This window comes from Mesorhizobium sp. f-mel, assembly GCF_053850215.1.
The window spans coordinates 1-18,619 of the sequence record NZ_JBSPTO010000021.1 but is presented as its reverse complement, the minus strand read 5'-3'; the positions used below and the strand labels follow the sequence as shown (position 1 = coordinate 18,619).

At 60.3% G+C, this 18,619-nt stretch carries 15 protein-coding genes and 5 pseudogenes; 12 read left to right on the top strand and 8 right to left on the bottom strand.

Going from position 1 to position 18,619, the window contains the following annotated elements; genetic code table 11:
- Positions 1-82: 82 nt before the first annotated feature.
- Positions 83-1,456 (top strand): oxygen-independent coproporphyrinogen III oxidase, encoded by a 1,374-nt coding sequence (hemN, locus tag ACWUKX_RS22285; protein ID WP_456009008.1) that lies wholly within the window; start codon positions 83-85, stop codon positions 1,454-1,456.
- Between the two features lie 319 nt (positions 1,457-1,775).
- Here hemN and ubiM read toward each other — a convergent pair whose 3' ends face one another.
- Positions 1,776-2,945: a 5-demethoxyubiquinol-8 5-hydroxylase UbiM gene (gene ubiM / locus ACWUKX_RS22280; protein ID WP_456009006.1), complete on the bottom strand. Its 1,170-nt coding sequence runs from the start codon at positions 2,943-2,945 to the stop codon at positions 1,776-1,778.
- A gap of 195 nt (positions 2,946-3,140) precedes the next feature.
- Between ubiM and ACWUKX_RS22275 the strand changes: the two genes are divergently transcribed.
- Complete coding sequence (locus tag ACWUKX_RS22275) at positions 3,141-3,356, top strand: hypothetical protein (protein WP_456009004.1); 216 nt, start codon at positions 3,141-3,143, stop codon at positions 3,354-3,356.
- A 326-nt stretch (positions 3,357-3,682) separates the two neighbouring features.
- Here the strand turns inward: ACWUKX_RS22275 and ACWUKX_RS22270 are convergent, their stop codons facing one another.
- Complete coding sequence (locus ACWUKX_RS22270) at positions 3,683-4,210, bottom strand: hypothetical protein (protein ID WP_456009079.1); 528 nt, start codon at positions 4,208-4,210, stop codon at positions 3,683-3,685.
- Positions 4,211-4,553: 343 nt separating this feature from the next.
- On the opposite strand from ACWUKX_RS22270, the gene ACWUKX_RS22265 reads away from it, so the two are divergent.
- From ACWUKX_RS22265 to queC, 6 genes are all read left to right on the top strand, one after another.
- A complete protein-coding gene (locus ACWUKX_RS22265) occupies positions 4,554-5,723 on the top strand; it encodes an MFS transporter (protein WP_456009002.1) in 1,170 nt (389 codons plus the stop codon).
- Between the two features lie 338 nt (positions 5,724-6,061).
- Entirely contained in the window at positions 6,062-6,907 is an 846-nt protein-coding gene (locus ACWUKX_RS22260) for an efflux RND transporter periplasmic adaptor subunit (protein WP_456009000.1), read from the top strand.
- Positions 6,904-7,155 (top strand): hypothetical protein, encoded by a 252-nt coding sequence (locus tag ACWUKX_RS22255; protein WP_456008998.1) that lies wholly within the window; start codon positions 6,904-6,906, stop codon positions 7,153-7,155. The genes ACWUKX_RS22260 and ACWUKX_RS22255 overlap by 4 nt, the downstream gene beginning before the upstream one ends.
- 683 nt (positions 7,156-7,838) lie before the next feature.
- Positions 7,839-8,474, top strand: a complete 636-nt coding sequence (gene queE, locus ACWUKX_RS22250; protein ID WP_456008997.1) for a 7-carboxy-7-deazaguanine synthase — start codon at positions 7,839-7,841, stop codon at positions 8,472-8,474.
- Complete coding sequence (gene queD, locus ACWUKX_RS22245) at positions 8,471-8,824, top strand: 6-carboxytetrahydropterin synthase QueD (protein WP_456008996.1); 354 nt, start codon at positions 8,471-8,473, stop codon at positions 8,822-8,824. Before queE ends, queD begins: the two co-directional genes overlap by 4 nt.
- Before the next feature lie 4 nt (positions 8,825-8,828).
- On the top strand, positions 8,829-9,557 hold the full coding sequence (gene queC / locus ACWUKX_RS22240) for a 7-cyano-7-deazaguanine synthase QueC (RefSeq protein ID WP_027155425.1): 729 nt from the start codon (positions 8,829-8,831) through the stop codon (positions 9,555-9,557).
- A gap of 184 nt (positions 9,558-9,741) precedes the next feature.
- Here queC and ACWUKX_RS22235 read toward each other — a convergent pair.
- From ACWUKX_RS22235 to ACWUKX_RS22220, 4 genes and pseudogenes are all read right to left on the bottom strand, one after another.
- Positions 9,742-9,936, bottom strand: a pseudogene (locus ACWUKX_RS22235) (transposase); the annotation flags it as partial.
- Between the two features lie 221 nt (positions 9,937-10,157).
- A complete protein-coding gene (locus tag ACWUKX_RS22230; RefSeq protein WP_456009077.1) occupies positions 10,158-10,424 on the bottom strand; it encodes a nitroreductase family protein in 267 nt (88 codons plus the stop codon).
- Positions 10,425-10,473: 49 nt separating this feature from the next.
- Positions 10,474-10,647, bottom strand: coding sequence for an AMP-binding enzyme (locus ACWUKX_RS22225; protein ID WP_456008994.1), 174 nt, complete (start codon positions 10,645-10,647; stop codon positions 10,474-10,476).
- A gap of 229 nt (positions 10,648-10,876) precedes the next feature.
- On the bottom strand, positions 10,877-11,986 hold the full coding sequence (locus ACWUKX_RS22220; RefSeq protein WP_456008992.1) for an omptin family outer membrane protease: 1,110 nt from the start codon (positions 11,984-11,986) through the stop codon (positions 10,877-10,879).
- Positions 11,987-12,747: 761 nt separating this feature from the next.
- Between ACWUKX_RS22220 and ACWUKX_RS22215 the strand changes: the two are divergent.
- Positions 12,748-12,861: pseudogene (locus tag ACWUKX_RS22215) on the top strand (monooxygenase); the annotation flags it as partial.
- Between the two features lie 28 nt (positions 12,862-12,889).
- Here ACWUKX_RS22215 and ACWUKX_RS22210 read toward each other — a convergent pair.
- Complete coding sequence (locus ACWUKX_RS22210; protein ID WP_456008991.1) at positions 12,890-14,122, bottom strand: cytochrome P450 family protein; 1,233 nt, start codon at positions 14,120-14,122, stop codon at positions 12,890-12,892.
- Between the two features lie 184 nt (positions 14,123-14,306).
- On the opposite strand from ACWUKX_RS22210, the pseudogene ACWUKX_RS22205 reads away from it, so the two are divergent.
- Positions 14,307-14,776 (top strand): annotated as a pseudogene (locus ACWUKX_RS22205) (ISNCY family transposase); the annotation flags it as partial.
- A gap of 1,382 nt (positions 14,777-16,158) precedes the next feature.
- Positions 16,159-16,556, top strand: a pseudogene (locus ACWUKX_RS22200) (transposase); the annotation flags it as partial.
- Between the two features lie 1,318 nt (positions 16,557-17,874).
- Here ACWUKX_RS22200 and ACWUKX_RS22195 read toward each other — a convergent pair.
- The gene (locus ACWUKX_RS22195) at positions 17,875-18,255 is read right to left on the bottom strand and encodes a transposase (RefSeq protein WP_456008989.1); all 381 of its coding nucleotides are present in this window, start codon (positions 18,253-18,255) and stop codon (positions 17,875-17,877) included.
- 174 nt (positions 18,256-18,429) lie between these two features.
- On the opposite strand from ACWUKX_RS22195, the pseudogene ACWUKX_RS22190 reads away from it, so the two are divergent.
- Positions 18,430-18,619, top strand: a pseudogene (locus ACWUKX_RS22190) (cytochrome P450); the annotation flags it as partial.

Here is an 18,619-nt window from a genome sequence, read left to right as displayed (position 1 = left end):
GGTGTTGCGTCAGTTTGTCCTGCCCCCGCAATCGTGATCGAAATCAAGGCGGCTGCGCTTTGCACAGGGCAAGTTGCCCCCAATGCATGAAACAGCAACCAACCGCAGCCGTCCCGAACTGACCGCCATGCTGCGCGAGAACGTGCCGCGTTACACAAGCTATCCGACCGCGCCACATTTTCATTCTGGTGTCGATGCCGGTCTGCTTCGAGGCTGGATCAATGCCCTCAAAGGCGACGACGAGTTGTCGCTCTATCTGCACGTTCCTTATTGTGACACGCTGTGCTGGTTTTGCGCCTGCCACACCAAGCACACGCGGCATTATGCGCCGGTGGCAACCTTCCTGCGCGCTCTGCATACCGAGATCGAAACGGTCGGGCGTCTCATAAGGGGCAGGGGCCGCGTGCGTGCTGTCCATTTTGGCGGCGGCTCCCCGACCATCCTGAAACCCTACGACATGCTCGCGCTCGGAAAGGCCTTACGGGACCGGTTCGATCTTTGCCCCGATGCCAGTATAAGCGTAGAGATCGAACCCCGCGACATCGACGAAGCCCGTCTGGATGCGCTCGCCGCGATCGGCATGACGAGAGCAAGTCTTGGCGTACAGGATTTCCATCCCAAGGTGCAGAAGGCCATCAATCGCCAGCAGAGTTTCCGGCTGACCAAGAGTGTGGTCGAGGGCGTGCGCGCCCGCGGCGTGAAATCGGTTAATCTTGACCTGCTCTACGGACTGCCGCACCAGACGCTTGAAAGCCTCGCCGCGACGGTCGCGCACGCCTTGACGCTGGAGCCCGACAGGATTGCGCTGTTCGGCTATGCACATGTGCCGTGGTTCAAGAAGCATCAAACGATGATTGACGAGGCTTGGCTGCCCGATTCCGCCGAACGGCTAGCGCAGTCGCAGCTTGCCGCCGGGATCATCGTGCGAGCCGGCTATGAGGCGATCGGGCTTGATCATTTTGCCAGGCCGGACGATTTGCTCGCCATCGCGGCGCGCACGGGCAGCCTGCGCCGCAATTTCCAGGGCTACACCGAGGACAACTGCGAAACCCTGATCGGTCTTGGCCCATCCTCCATCAGCCGCTTCCGGCAGGGCTACGCCCAGAATACCGTCGTGACGGGCGAGTATGAGAAGGCTGTGATCGCCGGCCAATTGGCAACCGCACGCGGCATAGAATTCAGCATCGATGATCTGGCAAGGGGCTGGGTCATCGAGCGCCTGATGTGCAACTTCGCCTTCTCGGCGCTCGATTTGGTGGAGCGTTTCGGTGAGGTTGGCCAAAGGCTCATCTGTCAGGCAAGCCGCGTCGCGATCGGCGGCTCAGGCAGGCTGCTACAAATTGACGGCAATAATTTTGTCGTGCCGCAGGAGAGCCGTCCTCTTGTCAGGACTGTGGCGGCGAAATTCGACAAATACCTTGAGACAGGAACAGGCAGGTATTCCGTGGCCGTCTGAGTGGGTGCAGTGGGCACGTCTGGGCCGGAGGTGCTCGCCATCTCGAACACCAGCATGGGCTATGTTGCCAGAGCAAACCTTGCGCAGAACGGGGCAGTTTCGAAGTCGGGCAGAACGCAGGGATGGCTATACGGTTCGGCCCATATCCAAACTTCTGCCCTGATGTTGCGTACCGCCGCCTGTCAGCCATGGATGCGAAATCGGGCGACGCGTTGCTTCTGAGTAGAAGGCGCAAGGGACTTGTCGTGGTGCAAAATCAAAGTCGAATTCGTCGCTCGAGGCGCGGCGGTCAGCCGGCCCCGAGCCTCTAAGATCGCACCTAGCGCCTCAGCACGGCAGAAATCCCACGTCGGACAAATGGCAGATTTTGACCGAGCCGAAGGCCAACATGCCTTGCGACCTGCGCCAGCGGGCGCTCGTCTGTGTAAAGCTTAACCAGCATGTTGGTGGCATGGTAAAGCGGCGCGGCGCTCAGCCTTAGCCGGGCTTCATATCGGCGCAGCAAGGTTGGATCGGCGATATCGGTTCCTTTGCGCCAAGCCGTCAGAATTTCCTTAGCAAGCCGATGCTGACCGCCAAGGCCGATGTTGAAGCCATGCGCTGTGACCGGATGCATGCCGACGGCCGCATCCCCGATGAGCGCGGCGCGCGGCGTCCAGAACCTGTCTGCCCAAGTCGTGACGAGTGAGTAGGCGTGGCGGCTGCTGGCCAGCGACATCTTACCCAACCGTCCACCACAGCGCTTGGTCATCTCTGCGAGAAAAGCAGCATCGTTCATCAGGACAAGCCGGGAAACCTCGTTTGCGGGAAGTGTCACAAGCAGTGACGACACGCCTTTCGCAAGCGGCAGCATCGCGATCGTCTGCTTATCATCAAACCATTCCGTCGCGATGCGGTGGTGGTGCAGCTCATGCCGCACACGGCAGATCAGCATCGAGCAGCCGAGCCGATTGACGTGCGCGGCGATGCCCAGCAGATCGCGCAGGACAGACAGGCGTGAATCCGCCCCCACGAGGAGCTGGGCTTGGAGCTGTCGACCATCTGAGAGGGTCACCGTCGCGCCACCGCGATTGATTTGGGCGGCGACGACGTTGCAGCCAGCGAACACACATGCATGCTCCCGTGTGCGGACAACGCTGAAAAGGGCACTGCGAATCCAATGATTGGGGACCAGAATCCCCAGTGGCTTCGCGCTTCCCGCTGGCGCATCGAAGCTCAGCGCGAAAGGATTCGATCCGTTGAGCACCCGCGCACCAAGCAGGGGCGATTTCTCCGAATAGGGAATGGCATCCCATGCGCCGAGCTCTCGTAGAATTTTGACTGAAGCTTGAGTGAGTGCAATCTCGCGTCCGTCGAAGCCGGGCTGCGCCAGATCTGCCATCGACCGGCGTTCGATCAACGCGACCTTGAGGTCACTTGCGGCAAGCGACGCGGCAAACGCCAGTCCAACCGGGCCGGCCCCGACGACAATGATGTCAAAGCTGGTCATCTTGCGCTAACGCCGTCGCGGTGCAGGCCAAGGCGAAAAAATGTAAAACCAGCAGAGTTGCCCGACAGTGTTTCGGATGACACGGTTCGACATTTTACCTCTCAAGTATAAGAAATTTCTGCGAAGTTGATCCAGGTCAATGCCGCCCCGCGCGTTCACACGATTCTTGTAAAAAGCGATATTAGTAGGTGATACATGACCGAAACCGTCTCGAAGCTTGTCCGGGAGTGCAATACAGCGCGGGGCAAAGGTGTGGATTTTCCAACGATCTGGCAGACAACGCTGAAACAACATCCCTATGTCGCAGGCCAGCCGCTGCAACATCGGAACGAAGCTGGCCCTGCGCTCATGATCCCGTTGATCACTGGCCGTCATCTCATATTTGACGCTTCAGGTTTTCGGCTCGGCTAAAAGGCAGCGTGATAGCGACTCGCCGCCCGGTTCCGACCAGGGATAGCCACGGGTTGCATGCTTGATGAGATTGCGAAGCAGCACAAGCCCATCATTGTCATGTAAAGTCCAACCACCAGAAATTGAGATCTCAGGTCAGGCCGAGCCGAGAACGGTGAGTTCCGAGAACCGGAGCGGAGCGTACTTTTGGTACGTGAGCCGCGCATGATTCCGACATCGAATTTGATTTCGGAAAGGTCATGCGCGCGCCCAAAAGTCGCGCGGCGCTGTAATAAGCGCAGGAAGTCGCCGTTTGCAGGCCGGCATCACCTGAATATCAGCACACCTTAGTTGACCTCGAAGCCCAGCTTCTGCCGCAGCCGCAGTACCCGCTGGTGGGATATCTTCACGGGTTGCTCACCAGCCTGCGCCGCGCGGTTCACCATCTGCAGCAAATCGTTTCGCTCAGTCACATCCAGACGTTCGCGCAGGAACGGCGCCAGCTTGTCGACGACGATCGTGGCATCGTCGATCTGTGACGCCGCCCATTTGGCGTAGACCACGGCCTCATCGGTCTTCTTGTCGTCCGCAATCTCCGAAATCACCGACCGAATCGCGGCTTCGCGCTGCGGCAGGACAGGGCCGTCCTCGGAAACGATGGCGGTGATCAGCGTCGCGGCCGCCACGACCGGATCGTCGATCGCCGTCAGCGGTGAGAGCGCCGCCTGCTTGCGCAGTCTCTTGCGGCGAATGTTCCCCTGCACGCGCCCAACGACGTCCGCGACCTCGCGCGCCGCATCCTTCATGGCCTTCATCCGATACCACCAGAACGCCGCCGCTCCCAATAGCCCAATTGCAGAAATCAGTATATGCATGCCCGTGATCCCCAAAGGTTTTCCGCCGTCATATCATTCTCCTTGAAGCCGGGTGACGAGAGCATGCCGTAAACGGACAAGCCTTGATCTGGGTCAAGCACCACCGAAGATTGATCGAAAACGTGTCTGAATCGGCCGATTTGCCAAGGTCGGCGTCGGCATCTCAGCCGGAAAGCCCTTCTCTCGCGGTATGGACCAGCGTGGCATTCGGTCCGATGTCCGACGATGTCGGACATGCGACGTAGCTGTATCAACGGCATCGTCTTGTTTCAGCACGACCTCTCGTTTGGAACGATGCATGCATGGCTGTCCGTGAATCTCCCCGAGCGAGTCTGGACGCCCCATGCCTTTGCCGATCCTTGCGCTTGCCATTGCGTCCTTCTGCATCGGCACCACCGAATTCGTCATCATGGGCCTGCTGCCGGAGGTCGCCGCCGATCTCGGCGCGTCCATCCCTTCGGCGGGCAGGCTGGTCACCGGCTATGCGCTGGGGGTGGTCATCGGCGCGCCAATGGTCGCCATGGCCACCGCGCATCTGCCGCGCAAGCCAGTCCTGGTCGGGCTCGCCGCCCTGTTCGTCGTCGGCAATCTGTTTTGCGCCATCGCGCCCAGCTATTGGACGCTGATGGCGGCGCGCGTCTTTACCGCTTTCGGCCACGGCGCCTTCTTCGGCATCGGTTCGGTCGTTGCCGCGAGCCTTGTGCCGCGCAACAAACGGGCGAGCGCCATAGCGCTGATGTTCGCCGGCCTGACGATCGCCAACATCCTTGGCGTGCCCGCCGGCACGGCGCTTGGCGAAGCCTTCGGCTGGCGCGCCACCTTCCTTGCGGTGGTCGGCATCGGGTTGATCTCGGTCGCGGCGATCGCCTGGCTGGTACCGTCCGACGTCGCCGAGCCCAGCGGCGGCGGACTGCGCGGCGAGCTGCGCGTACTCGGCAAGCTGCAAGTGTGGCTGGCCATGCTGATCGCGGCACTCGCCTCGGCCAGCCTGATTGCCGTCTTCACCTATATCAAGCCCTACCTCACCGACGTATCCGGCCTGTCCACGGCGGCAGTCACCTGGGTGCTGCTGCTGTTCGGCGCCGGCATGACCATCGGCAACATCATTGGCGGCCGGCTGGCCGACTGGAAGCTAATGCCGACGGTCATCGGCACGCTGCTGTTGCTGGCGCTGCTGTTCGTTGCCTTCGCCGAGTTCGGCGCCATCGCCACGGTGGCGGTGGGCATCGTCTTCCTGTGGGGCCTGCTTGCCTTCGTCGTGGTGCCGCCGCTTCAGATCCGCGTCGTGGAAGCCGCTTCCGAGGGGCCGAACCTCGCCGCCACGTTGAACCAGGGCGCCTTCAACGTCGGCAATGCCAGCGGCGCCTGGATCGGCAGCGTGGCTCTTTCCTGGGGCGTTTCCTATGCCAACCTGCCGCTGGTCGGCGCGGTGCTCGCTTTGCTGGCGGCGACCGTCGCGGTGCTGCTGCAGTTTCTCGATCGTCGGACTGTCCTGCAAACGGGGATGGCGTAGGCAGCATCTCGGCATCACACACATTCCGCGGGATCAGCCCGTGTCCCACCCTTGAGCAGCAGGAGCCGGAGGGTCGGATCAGAAGGATAAGAGAGATTGGTCGCTACGGCCGAAAAAGATGTGAGGGCGGCGCTGAAATGGCCACGATCCACAAGGGATGGGAGTTCGAGGAATTGGGAATAAAGCAACCGACCGACTGCCGGCCCGGTCCGGCTCCTATCCACCAAAACCAAGCTCTCCTCGAAATTCTAGCAACAAAAAATCAGTGACTGGTATGAGATCATGAGACGATGTGTTTTCCTCCTTGGGCTTTCCGTGTGTGCCGTTGGGGCAGCTGTTTGGCTCGCTTCAGCGCCAAGCAGGCAATCGTCCAATTCGGCACCGGCCGCTACTGTGCTACTGTAAAGCGGGGCTCGCTGGCGGAGACCATAACTGCAATCGGGGTTCTGGAACCCTCACCGCTTGTGCAAATCGGTACGCGAGTCTCGGGCCAATTGACGGCGTTTCACGTCAGCTTGGGGGACAGCGTTCACGCAGGTGATCTTATTGCGGAAATGGATTTTTTCGAGCAGCAGAACCGATTGCACGTGGCGAGGGCTTTGCTTTCCCAGAAACAGGCAGCCCAACGCTCGAGGCAGTTCGAGCTCGACCGGGCCAAGCGTGCCCTGAGGCGTCAGCGCCAACTCTCTGCGAGCCAAGTCATTTCGAGCGCTGCTCTTCAGGATGCCGAAGTCGCCGCCGGGATTGCCAGCGCCAAGCTCGATGAATCGACAGCGCAGGTCGAAGAAGCGGCTGCCGGGGTCGAAAAGGCCCAAAAGGATCTCGGTTATACACAGATCACAGCCCCGATAGACGGACGGGTGATCGCTCTCGAGGCCAAACGGGGACAGACGCAGACCTCGCGGGTGATTGCTGTCGTCGCGCAGACCGACGTGATGAGGGCGCGAGTGCAAATTTCCGAAGCAGATGTCGAACACGTCAAGGTCGGGCAGCCGGTGCATTTCACCACAGCGGGAGATAGAAAGACGAACCGAGCTAGCCTGGTGATGGAAGTGGAGCCGGCCCCATCCACTCTTCTGACGAACCAGGCACCTCCTGGCGGCGGCTGCTCGGGGGAGCCGCAGGCGGTCTGTTACAATGTTTTTTTGAGGCACCCAACAAGGACGGAAAGCTTCTGCCGATGATGACCGCTGAGGTGACGATTACGGTGAGCGTGGTTGATGACGTGTTGCTTGCCCCGAGGGGTGCGCTCGTCGGCCCAGATCCGCAGGGTTTGTACAGCGCGAGGGTCGAGACAGGGGACGGCGCGACCGAGCCACGCCGCGTGCGTGTGGGGCTGGTGAACCAAATGGACGCAGAGATCGTTGCTGGCCTTGCGGAGGGCGAAAAGATCGTTCTGCGAAAGGACAGCGGCATCACCGACACGGACTGACCGGTCCATCGCAACGTCGAAAGACAAGCGCAGCGCTGGCGGGGCGCGGACCCCGTACTGGCACCTGAGCTCGCGCGCGTCTGTGCCACATCTCTGATGGACTGCTCGAGGCCAGCTACCGCCTGCTGAGGCAGCCAAGTGCGGACACAAGGGTGGGTGTGCCTTGTGTCGGCCCTGACATTTCCCCCGCTTGACCGAACTTCCAACCCCGATGCGGTGGCGAGGAAGGGCTGGCTCCAAACCTGAGTGTAAGCCGATCCGTGTCGTCCGTTTCACCGAAATCTGCTCAACGACAGAGTGCAATCGATGATTGGCATCGCCCCGCGTCAAGAAAAGGGGTCTGCCAGCCGCAATCCGGCAGCTCTACGATATGCGCGGCGAGAGATCCAAGCGGCCTAAAATTGAGAAGCTCTCATGCAGGATTGTGTGTTGCCTTTTGCCAGAGAACCCTGTCGCTAAGAGTATGCGATTCAGGTGCTACATATGATGACAGGCTACCGGGAGCGAGAAGCCTCCGCTCGGCTGCCGCCCTCTGACGTTAGCTTCGTGTCCGGGGTGAGTGGGTCTTCGGGAATGGGCATCGAAGCGGGAGCGCTGTCCAGAACGTGCCTTCCCGACATACGCCAATTCTCGCCCATGGTGTGGGAGGGAGCGGCACCCGCTCAATCGAAGGTAGCCTAGCCATGTCATACGCCGTCAAGGAGATCTTTTACACGCTACAAGGTGAGGGGCGTAATGCGGGGCTGGCCGCCGTATTTTGTCGCTTCGCGGGATGTAACCTTTGGTCGGGCCGTGAAGCCGACCGCGCTACGGCAATCTGCAGATTCTGCGATACCGATTTCGTTGGTACGAAGGGCTCTGGGGGCGGACGCTTTGCGACCGCACAGGGGCTTGCATCTGCCGTTGAACGGGCCTGGCGCGGGTCTGGGCTAAGGAAGCGCCTTGTCGTTCTTACCGGAGGGGAACCCCTTCTGCAGGTTGATGAAGAGCTGATAGAGGCACTGCACGCCGCAGGTTTTGAAATTGCTGCGGAGACCAACGGCACCATCCTTCCGCCGGCTGGCATCGACTGGCTGTGTGTCAGTCCGAAAGCCGGTGCTCCACTCGTGGTCAGGGCCGGCGACGAACTCAAGCTTATTTATCCTCAGCTTAATGCCGAGCCGGAGTGCTTCGAAGGCCTGGCGTTCGACCACCTGCTGCTCCAACCGATGGATGGACCTGAACGCGACGCGAATACCGCGGCCGCGGTCGCCTATTGCCTTGCTAATCCACGCTGGCGGCTCACCCTTCAAACCCACAAGTTCTTGGGAATTCCATGAAAATCACGCAAGCTTTCACCTTTGAGGCAGCTCACCGCCTTCCCCGAGTGCCCGAATCCCATCGTTGCCATCGAATGCATGGCCACTCATACCGTGTGGATCTTCGTCTCGCAGGCTCAGTTGATCCGGACACGGGTTTTGTCGTGGACTTCTTCGATGTCGAGGCTGCTTTCGCCCCCCTTTTGCAGCGCCTTGACCATCACTGCCTAAATGAGGTCGAGGGTCTAACAAATCCGACCGCCGAAAATATCGCGATCTGGATCTGGGAGCGAATAAAACCCATCCTGCCGCAAATTGCGTCGGTAATAGTTTGGGAAACGCCGCAATCCTGGGCCGAATATGAGGGGTGAGACGATGCAACAAAATTCCGAGACTGCGCTCGTTCTCTTCTCCGGCGGCCAAGATTCAACCACCTGTTTGGCTTGGGCGCTCGAGACATTCGCGCGCGTCGAGACGATCGGCTTCGATTACAGGCAGCGTCATCGGGTCGAATTAGACGTCCGGCCCCGCGTGCTCGATCAACTACGGAGGGACTTTGCGGGTTGGAGTGCTCGACTGGGCGAGGATCACCTCGTCGATATAGCGGTGCTTGGAGATCTGAGCGAAACTGCGCTCATCCACAGTGTCGAAATCGCGATGCAGGAGAATGGGCTCCCGAATACCTTCGTGCCTGGCCGCAACCTTCTCTTCTTGACGTTCGCGGCCGCTGTCGCTTATCGCAGAGGCGTGAGGCATTTGGTAGCTGGAGTCTGTGAGACGGATTACTCGGGCTACCCCGATTCCCGAGACGACACGATCAAAGCGATGCAACTCGCTCTGAACCTTGGAATGGAGACGCGCTTTGTGATCCACACTCCGTTGATGTGGATCGATAAAGCGGAGACTTGGGAGCTGGCGGAGCGGCTAGGAAACGAGGCGCTGGTCAAGCTCATCTGTGAGGAAACCCACACCTGCTACAATGGCGACCGCGAGCACGTTCACGCCTGGGGTTTCGGGTGCGGGACCTGTCCAGCATGCGAACTGCGTGCCCAAGGTTGGGAACGCTTCCTCTCCTCCAGGTCGAACCCAAACCCGCGCCCATAAGGCAATTTGGCTTCGGCGCGTTGATGGATATTTCCTTCTCGTTCCATTGAACAGCAAAAACTCAACACTGGACTTTGGAAGCCGTTGTCCCCGGTATATATTGTGGCGCCTGCGATTTGGCAAAGGCGCATACTTTTACAGCCGACTCGCTCCTCTTTAGCTAAGCTCTTCTGTGGTCCGATCGCTTGGTGACCGCAGCCTTGATGCCCTCATGGGCGTCGGAGACGACAAGCTTGACGCCACGCAGTCCGCGACGCGTCAGCTTGCGCAGGAACTCCGTCCAGATCGCTTCGGATTCCGAGGTGCCGATCTCCATGCCGAGCACCTCGCGCCGGCCGTCACTGTTGACGCCAACGGCAATGATGACAGCGACCGAGACATAGTTCTACTCCCGAGCCGGATGAGGGAGCCTGACGGCCCGCTCGCGGGCGGGGAGATGAGAGGACGACCGCTCTCGCAGCAAACCGCTCGGTGACAAGGGCCTGGCCGGGCGTTGGAAGGCGGCGGGCTTTAGGCTGGTGGAGGAGCTTCGGTCACTTGAGCGCGCATCCACTTGGGCGGCGGTCGCCATGACGTTTGCAGGGTTGATTGTATTCACGGTTAGATCCCTTTGGGGGCGAAATCGATGTCAGTGCTCACCTTCCTGATCGTCGCCCAATAGACGGTTCGACACAGTCGGTCGCGAGCAGTTCCCGTCACCACGTACACTTTCCAGGGCTGCATGTTTGTCCCGGAAGGCGCGCGTGCAGCTTCCGCAAGAATAGCTGACACAGTCTCCGAAGGAACTGGCGTCGCAAGAAATCTGCGCACTGACCGACGCCCAACGACGGCTTCTCTCACACCAAGCGTCGGGACTGCATTTCGCATCCCTCTGGCACGGCCCCCCTCGCGATGTTCGCACCGCTGAGAATCGTCATCATCCATCGGCGCGGTCCTTCAATGCAGCGAGTTCCTTACGTCGACTCTGTCTCAGAACGAAGCGCTGAACCTTGCCGATCGCCGTCTTTGGAAGCGATTCGACGAAATGAACATTGCGCGGATGAGCGTGCGCCGCATACCGGGACTTCAGCCAGTGCTGAAGATCACGCACCGTATGGATTGAGGACCTCGCATCGAGCTAAGCGCAACAAGTGCTTCGAGAAGGTCGCCGCGAACGTCGTCGGGAACTCCAATCATGGCACATTCGCCCACCGCGGGCGGACGGCGAGAGCAATTCGACTCGCTACGGACCAATTAGGTCGCCGGCAATGATGACGACTTCGTCATCCCGCGATGAAAGCGAAAATGGCCATCGTGTCCTTCCCACCAACATGACCTCTTCAAAACTTGAACTTGAAGCCGACCGATGTGGTGACGGCGTAGAAGTCCATGCCAGCTGAGCCCTTGTCGAGGTGAGCACCTTTGGCGTCGAACGTAGTCGTGTCGCCTCTCTCTCGGAGGTAGCGATCAAAGTCGGCGGCGAGGAAGATGCTGACGCTCTCAGCCACTTGATAATTGGCCTTGGCGCCGAGCGAGATGAAGTCGATCGAGCTGAAGCGATCTTCGAATAGACCTCCTCCCCAATGGTAGTCGTCAGCCTCGGGATGGACCATCCGGCCGCCACGAAGCAACCCCGATAGGGTCCAGTCGCTGAGCTTCGTGGTTATCTCCGCGCCAAGGAATACGCCCGGAAAACGCTGTTCGTAGCTGATGCCGGGTTGGCCGGGCGGCCAGGACACGGGCCAGTTACGGAAGCCACCATAGCTGTAGACTCCCCAACCCCCATAAGCAGTCCACTTGATGTTGGTATATTTGAAGCCGCCATGCAGATTGAGTGTCGTGGCATTGTCGATCGGGAAGTCGTGGCCGACTGCGATGTCGACGTTGATGTAGCGGTCGAGCCTGGTGTCGGGATGCACCGATAGCTCCGACCAATGGTCCCAATTAAAGTTCACGTTGTCCGGAGGCTCCTCAATATTCTTCAAATCAAGCCCCCAATCGTAATCCTCCATGTAGCCGTTGCCCGATAAAGCGATCACAGCGTTGGCCGACATCGTCCAACGGTCATCCATCTCAGCCTTGAAGCCGGTGGTCAGAGCCGGGGCCTGCGTTTCCCAGATCAGTTGGCTGATATGATGGCCTGCCTCGTCCAAGACGAACTCGTTGGCTTTGAGCCAAGTATACCCGATACCACCGAGAAATATGATGCCGCCGTCAGGCGCAGCGTAGATTGTCTGATCAGCCATGGCACTTGTCGAGGATGTGCAGAAAGCAAGAAGGGCGAACAAGATTGCGCGGCTGTTCTCTGCGAGCTGTGCAGTGCATGTGCGATAGATGCGGCCAACTGCGCCGAGCAGGGACTGGGAAGCGGTGGAAGACATCGTGAAGGCAAGCACGGTTTTTTGCGTTATGCGTATTTTCTCGTTGGCATCGCAGTTGTGGGGTGTCACTGGCTTCCTCGTTGCTAAAATGAAGGGGATTGGACGCTGTGAGCAGAGCCTTGCCCCTCGCGACAAGGGCACAAAAGCTTGCTTCCGTTGCCACAGGCGAATGCCGCGATCGGCATGCCGCTCGCGGCAACACTATGCTTCAGTGGCCTGACCTGTTGATGCTCTCCCCTCCCGGGGCGTAACCCAGGCGCGTGCGTACAGGCCCACCCATCATAGATCGTGCTAACGTAAGCTTCCTTTGAAAACAACGGGATGACCGTCAGAGGCGGTGTCTGACAGCTGACATTGTCGGATATCGGACAGGGGCATCAAGGGGCGGTCTCCCGCAGCCAGGGGCCCCCTTTCGGACACAGCTGGCATGAGACCTTAGCTGCCTTCTCGACTTTTGACGACGAAGTCGACGCGTGGTCGAGCTTTCCCGCAACCCTCCGCTCGGGAGAAGGCGCGCACATTCCGGATTTCCTAGTCAGGCGCGAACGCCGGCACACGTTTGTCGACGCGGGATCGGGGGTCGGACACCCTCGGCTCGAAGACGCCGCCAGCGAGCGCAGTTGCGAATACGAGGTAGCGTATGGGCGTTTCGACAGCGATCTCCTGCCCGAGTGAGCGGCGGCCCGATCATTGCCGAACTCGGGCTGCCGATGGCCCCCGACGCTGGCGGATCACACCGCGTTACGGCAACATTGATGGAGAATTTTTGTTGCGATAGCACGCCCATCAGCGCGCTGATGACCGTGGCCGAAGCGGAAAGGAGAGGTGGCGCCGCAGGTCGGCGGGCTGGGGCTGGGCCGCAAGGATTCACCCCGGATTCAGTGATTCTCGGTTCGCCGGGGTGGCTGGTCTCAAACGATGGAGGCGAGCATGCCCGGTTACGCACGCAGTTGTTCGAGACTGCCGCACTCTCTAGGCGATGGAAGGGCGGAAGGTGACCGGCAGGCGCTGCGGGCAGCGAATGACGTAAGACGGCATGTAGACGACATCCTCCGCGGCGATGGTCAGCGCCAGATCCTCCAGCCGCCCGAACAGCGCGGGGAAGGCGCAGCCCAATTCCAGGCGCGCCAGCGCGGCGCCCATGCAGACATGCGGCCCCTCGCCGAACGACAGGTGCGGGTTGTGCCCCCGGGTGACATCGAACCTGTCGGCGCCGGGACCGAAGGCCTTTTCGTCCCGGTTCGCCGCATGGAACGCCATCAGGACGGCGTCGCCGCGGCGGACCCTGGATCCGTCGATCTCCACGTCCTGGGTGGCATAGCGGAACGGCAGATTGGCCACTGCGCTGCCCCAGCGCAGGATCTCCTCGATCGCCTGTGACCACGGAACTTTGCCGCTGCGCACCAGGTGCAGTTGCTGCGGATGTGTGAGTAATGCCAGCACGCCATTGCCGATGACGCCGGTGGTGGTCACGAAGCCCGCAGAGAGCACCATGAACAGCATGTCGATGAGCTCGGTGTCGGAAACGATCTCGCCGTTGTCGCGCGCGACGATCAGGGCCGAAGCCAGATCGTCGCCGGGCTGGCCCCGCTTGAGAGCGATCAGGCGACGGAAGAACTCCGGGATGCGCTGCCGCGTCTGTCGCACCTCTGCGGCTGTGGCGGAGGTGTTGGCCAGGCTGTAGGTGAGCGCGACGATCTCCTCGCGCTGTTCCTCCGGCAAACCGAAAAGTTCGGCGATCACGATGGTGGGCAGCGGAACGGCGAACTCGCACATCAGATCGGCACTGCCGCCGCGCTGCGCCATCTCGGCCAGGAGCCGATCGACGCATTGTTCGATCCGTGGCGCCAGCAAGGCGATACGACTGGGCGCGAAGCTCCTGGACAGCAGGCCGCGCAAGCGCCGGTGATCGGCGCCATGCGCCGTGACCATGTTGTCCACTTTGCACATCCCGATCAGCGGATGATCCTCGGGAATCTCGCCGTCCTGCAGCGCCCGCCACTGTCGCCAGTCCCTGTTGAAACGCGGGTCGGACAGCATCCGCCTGAGCGTCTGGTGACCGCCTGCCGCCCAGGTCACCACATCGCCTGGCAGCGACACTCGCGCCATCCCTCCCTGCTGCAGAATCGCAGACGACAGCTTATCAAGTTGCGTGGGAGCGACCGACACACCGATCACATCGCGATGATGGTTTTCTACGCGCATGCCAACAACTCCTTGAAGAACCATAATATAAAGTTACAAAATCTTTGTAGTTTCCTATAAAAAACTGAATTTCCCCTCCGGTCGCTCAGACGCGCACGCCTTGGACCAAAAACGGGGAAAAGATTAGCTTCAGAGGTCCTTTCGTCAAAGACGTGCTCGCCCGCCACTGAAGCAGGCGACCTAGCGATTGGCCGTGGCGAGCACATCGTCCACCGCACTGTGGCAGCTCCAGGTCCATCACTATCGGCCGTTGGTCGAACGCATCATCCGACAAAGCGAGCGGCGCGTGCTGGACGGCGAGCCGGTACCGGCCGACGAGAAGTTGGTCAGCCTGTTCGAAAACCATGCCGCTATCATCGTCAAAGGCAGCCGTGACACCGAATACGGCCACAAACTCAACCTCACCACCGGCAGGAGCGGCATGATCCTCGACCTGGTGATCGAAGCCGGCAACCCGGCCGACAGTGAGCGCTTGCTGCCGATGCTGGAGCGCCACATCGCCTTGTATGGGCATGCGCCGCGGCAGGCGGCGGCCGATGGCGGCTTCGCCACTCGCAACAACCTGGCCACAGCCAGGCGTGGGGCGTCTGCGACATGGCCTTCCACAAGAAGGCCCGCCTCAGGATCGAGGACATGGTCAACGCCCGCCTGATCCCATACTGCGCCATCATAGCGCTCAAAGCCCAGCATAAGTCCTTGCAATCGCCGCAAAATACTTGTGTTTATGGACGGAAACTAGCTAGTCGAGGACCTTTGGATCGCCAATGCACAATGCCCTAAGTATACAACTTCGCCAGCCAACCAATAAGCTTTGGTCGGAGTAGTGCTTGTCAGCGTCTTGGGTGACGGCTGGAGCTGGAGCGGTCATTACAATGGCCAACGCCGTGGCAGCAAGTATCGTTCGTGGCCAGTGAGACCGCAATTTCAGGAGCCTTGAGCGCCCCACAGCGTCTTTTTCTGAGGTAGGCATTTTTTTCCTTCCTTTTGGATCATCACGGATTTGAAGAGGATCTGGTGTTATGTGCCATTGGGAGAGCCGGCGAAGCAGCCGATATTCATGTGGTCGAGTCATAAGTTCTCCTGAATGTTTGTTTTACGAGACCCCTTATGGCAGCCCTAGCTGACAGCCTGAAAGCGGTCTGCGGGATGGCGATCCTGTCTGATCGCAGCGAGATCCAACGAAGCTGGGGCGTCCCATGGGATGCGCAGCCTGTATTACGTTAGGACGAATGTCATGTGAACTCCTGGGCTAAAGACTGCGCGACGGGCCATGTGGGAACACGTATTATGGCTATGAATATGCAATTGGCATGCCACCAAAAGGGTTGTGAGCAGCGACCCTAAATCGGAGGAATCGCCCCGGCCGGCTTGATCCTACCCCCTAGGATGTCTGGATCTGAACACAGATTGTCGTCAATCGGACGCGGACAAAATGCTGTGACCAGCTTTGGCACCGGCTGACGCCAGAGTTCTCGGTTGAGAATTGCGCGTGTGAGAGCGGGATTGAGCAAAGCGATCGCCGGGGCCCGTCGAGTTGCGCAGCCGTGTGTTGCTGTTAGCGTGGCTGCATAGGGCCGCAGCTGTGATCCGAGCGCCGAATGCTGGCGCCGTTCGCTGCATCCGGCGACCCATCTAGCGATCCTGATCGCGCGTGATCGAGGTTTCATACTGAGAGTATCTCGTTCGCTCGCTCGTCCCGCTGCGGCCGTTCAAGGCTTCGCAGATTCCGTTCTGCATCGGCTTGGAGCGAAGGTGCTGCCCTCCTGCCGTCCAGGCGAGCTTGGCGTTCGAGATGGACCCGGTGCCGTGGTCCGACGGAAATCAGATTGCGTCTCGCCCCGACTTGGCAAGCCAGACGGATGAAAGACGAAGCCTCTATCCTTCTCTTGAAGCTGCTGCTTTGTCCTTAGCTAGTTTCCGTCCATGAACGGCAAAGTTTGAGCGAGTCGTAGCTTTGTGCAAGCAAGGCCCGGCGGCTTCAGGTAGTTTTGCATCATGCCACTGATTCCAAATCCCTGCCATCGCCGGAGCCGACAATGCGTCAAGAACGCACCGTCCAAGTCAGCTTACTCGATCTTTTCGCCGCGCACGAGATCGATCGCGAGTGGAAACGATGTCGCGATGGCTGGATGAGTATCGCGATTTGCTTGGCTTGGTGGCTCGCGATTTGGTGCGGGTCGGGGTCAAGGCCACCGGGCGGCGGGGCCTGCCCGCTGAAGCAGTGCTACGCTGCGCTCTGCTGAAGCAATATCGGCAACTGAGCTACCAGGAGTTGGCCTTCCACCTCGAGGACTCAGCCTCGTTTCGCGCCTTTGCCCGCTTGCCGTTGTCCTGGAGCCCGCAGAAGTCGGTGCTGCAAAAGACGATCAGCGCGATCCGGTCTGAGACTTGGGAGCAGATCAATCGGATACTGCTGTCGGGTGCCCGGCAGGCGACGCGCCGATCCTTGCGGTGGAGAGGGCTGTGCACGGACCAGGACCGCTTTTGAGATCCTCACGGAAGGAACCCAAAAGAACGGTTTCACCTCTACATCGCGCCCATGGCAAAGCCGTTGACGCGCAGGCTGTGACGTCCTTCTCGTCGGCGATAGCGTCGACCCGAACAGCGCGAGGAGCTTTCGATCCCGTCGAAAGTTCGATAGGGAACGGGATCCCGTCCTGCATGGCTCGCCGCCGGCAGGAAGGCCCCGCGGAACGGGTGGCATCGAACTCTGTCCGGGCGGCCATAGCGGGCCAGCAAGGCACGAAGCGATCAGGAAGAATTGGCGCCCGCGCCGAGCTCAGGCAACCGCAAAGCGAAGGTGCAGCAGCTTGCCGGTCGCGTCTTCGATGTAGACGAGCAGCGTCGGCCCCTGATAGCCGGGAGTTTTGCCGGCTGAAATCAGCGGGGTCCGTTTAGGTGCGTGTCCGCCTCCCTCGGGTACGTCACGAGCCGTGGTAACCGGTCGAGCGCGATGCACGTGCTTTGGAGACCATCTTGTCTACCATCTTGTCCGGTGCTGGGAGCGCGGCGATTTGTCGGCTCTCGACGCAGGGGACCTTTGCTGGTTCCCGCTGATGACGGGCACTGCCTATGCCCCGGATGTATTCGGTCCGTCCATTTTGTAAGGAATTCGACAAACCAACGTTACCCGCTCACCTCGAGACGTGATGGAATTCAACAAGAACCGACTGCTGCGCCTCTGGCATGGCTCTTGCTCTTACAGCTGTGACATTACACGCCAACTACAGGTAGCTATCTCAGTTCGGCAAAACGACAGTCCCATCCCCATAGCGGAGAATATCCATGACACGCGCCCTTGCAGCAGCAGCTTTCCTCCTCACGGCTTTGGCCTCAGCCCAAGCCTCATCAAATGTTAGTTCGCATTCGAGCACCTGGAACGGGCAGCCGGGACACACATTGAACCGTTCGCCGTGCGGTCCTCGCTATGTGCTGTGCTTGGCGCATTATATCCCTTGGTGCGAGCCGGACCCAGATGGTCCCGTGGCCGACCGCGATCATGCCCCAGGGGGTTCTCTAATCGCCTCTGTCAATGCGCTCCTTCCTCGCAATTGATGCAGCGCGTGCCGGGCTCAGAGTTCTCTCCGGGGTCGATCGCAAGGGTCGTCGCATATTTGCGTTGGAACGGGTGGGTCGAAGTGGTGTTCGCGGGTTCCGTTGGCCCGCATGCCAGGGAGCAACCTCATCCGCGCCGCGTCCCGGCAGGACGCATCTCGGGAAAAGGGGTTTGGGTAGGACGGCGAAGCTCGTCCTCAGGCTGGCGCATCCGCGTAGCGGAACGGCTCCTTCGTCTTGCACATTCCGTGGAGGATGACGGCGAGCTTGCGCGCCACTGCGACCTTTGCCTTCTTGGAGCCGGCGCCCTTGGCGATCTTCAGGCCCCAGGCGTTCAGAGAAGAGAAGCCAATCTGTCGCGTGAGGATCACATTGGCGGCTTCATATTGGTGGGTTCGCGTGAGCTCGTCGCCGCGCTTCGAAACGCGGACCTTTCGAGTGACCTCGCCGGATTCATAGCGCTTGGGCGCGAGACCGAGATGGGCGCCGGCAATGGAGGATCGACGAAAGCGGGAAGCATCGTCGCAGGTAGAGGCAACCGACAGCGCGATCACGCCGCCGCCGCCGGGAGCCGTCATGAACAGGCGGCCCTGGTATTCTGTTTCGCGGCAGTGCGAACGCGCGCGTCGAGAACCTTGATCCGCTCAATGGTGAATCTGCAGGCCTCCATCATCGTCTCTACGATTGCCTTGATCTCCAGCGCCTGCCGGTCACATTCCGCCCTTCCATCCCTTAGAGAGTGAAGCGCCACCATGTCCGAACAACCCTTGGCGACGCTGCCGATGTGGCGCGTCGATCACATCGAGCCCTCGCCCGAGATGTTGGCGCTACGCGCCAACGGCCCGATCCACCGCGTGCGCTTCCCGTCCGGGCACGAAGGCTGGTGGGTGACAGGCTACGATGAGGCCAAGGCGGTGCTGTCCGACGCGGCGTTCCGGCCCG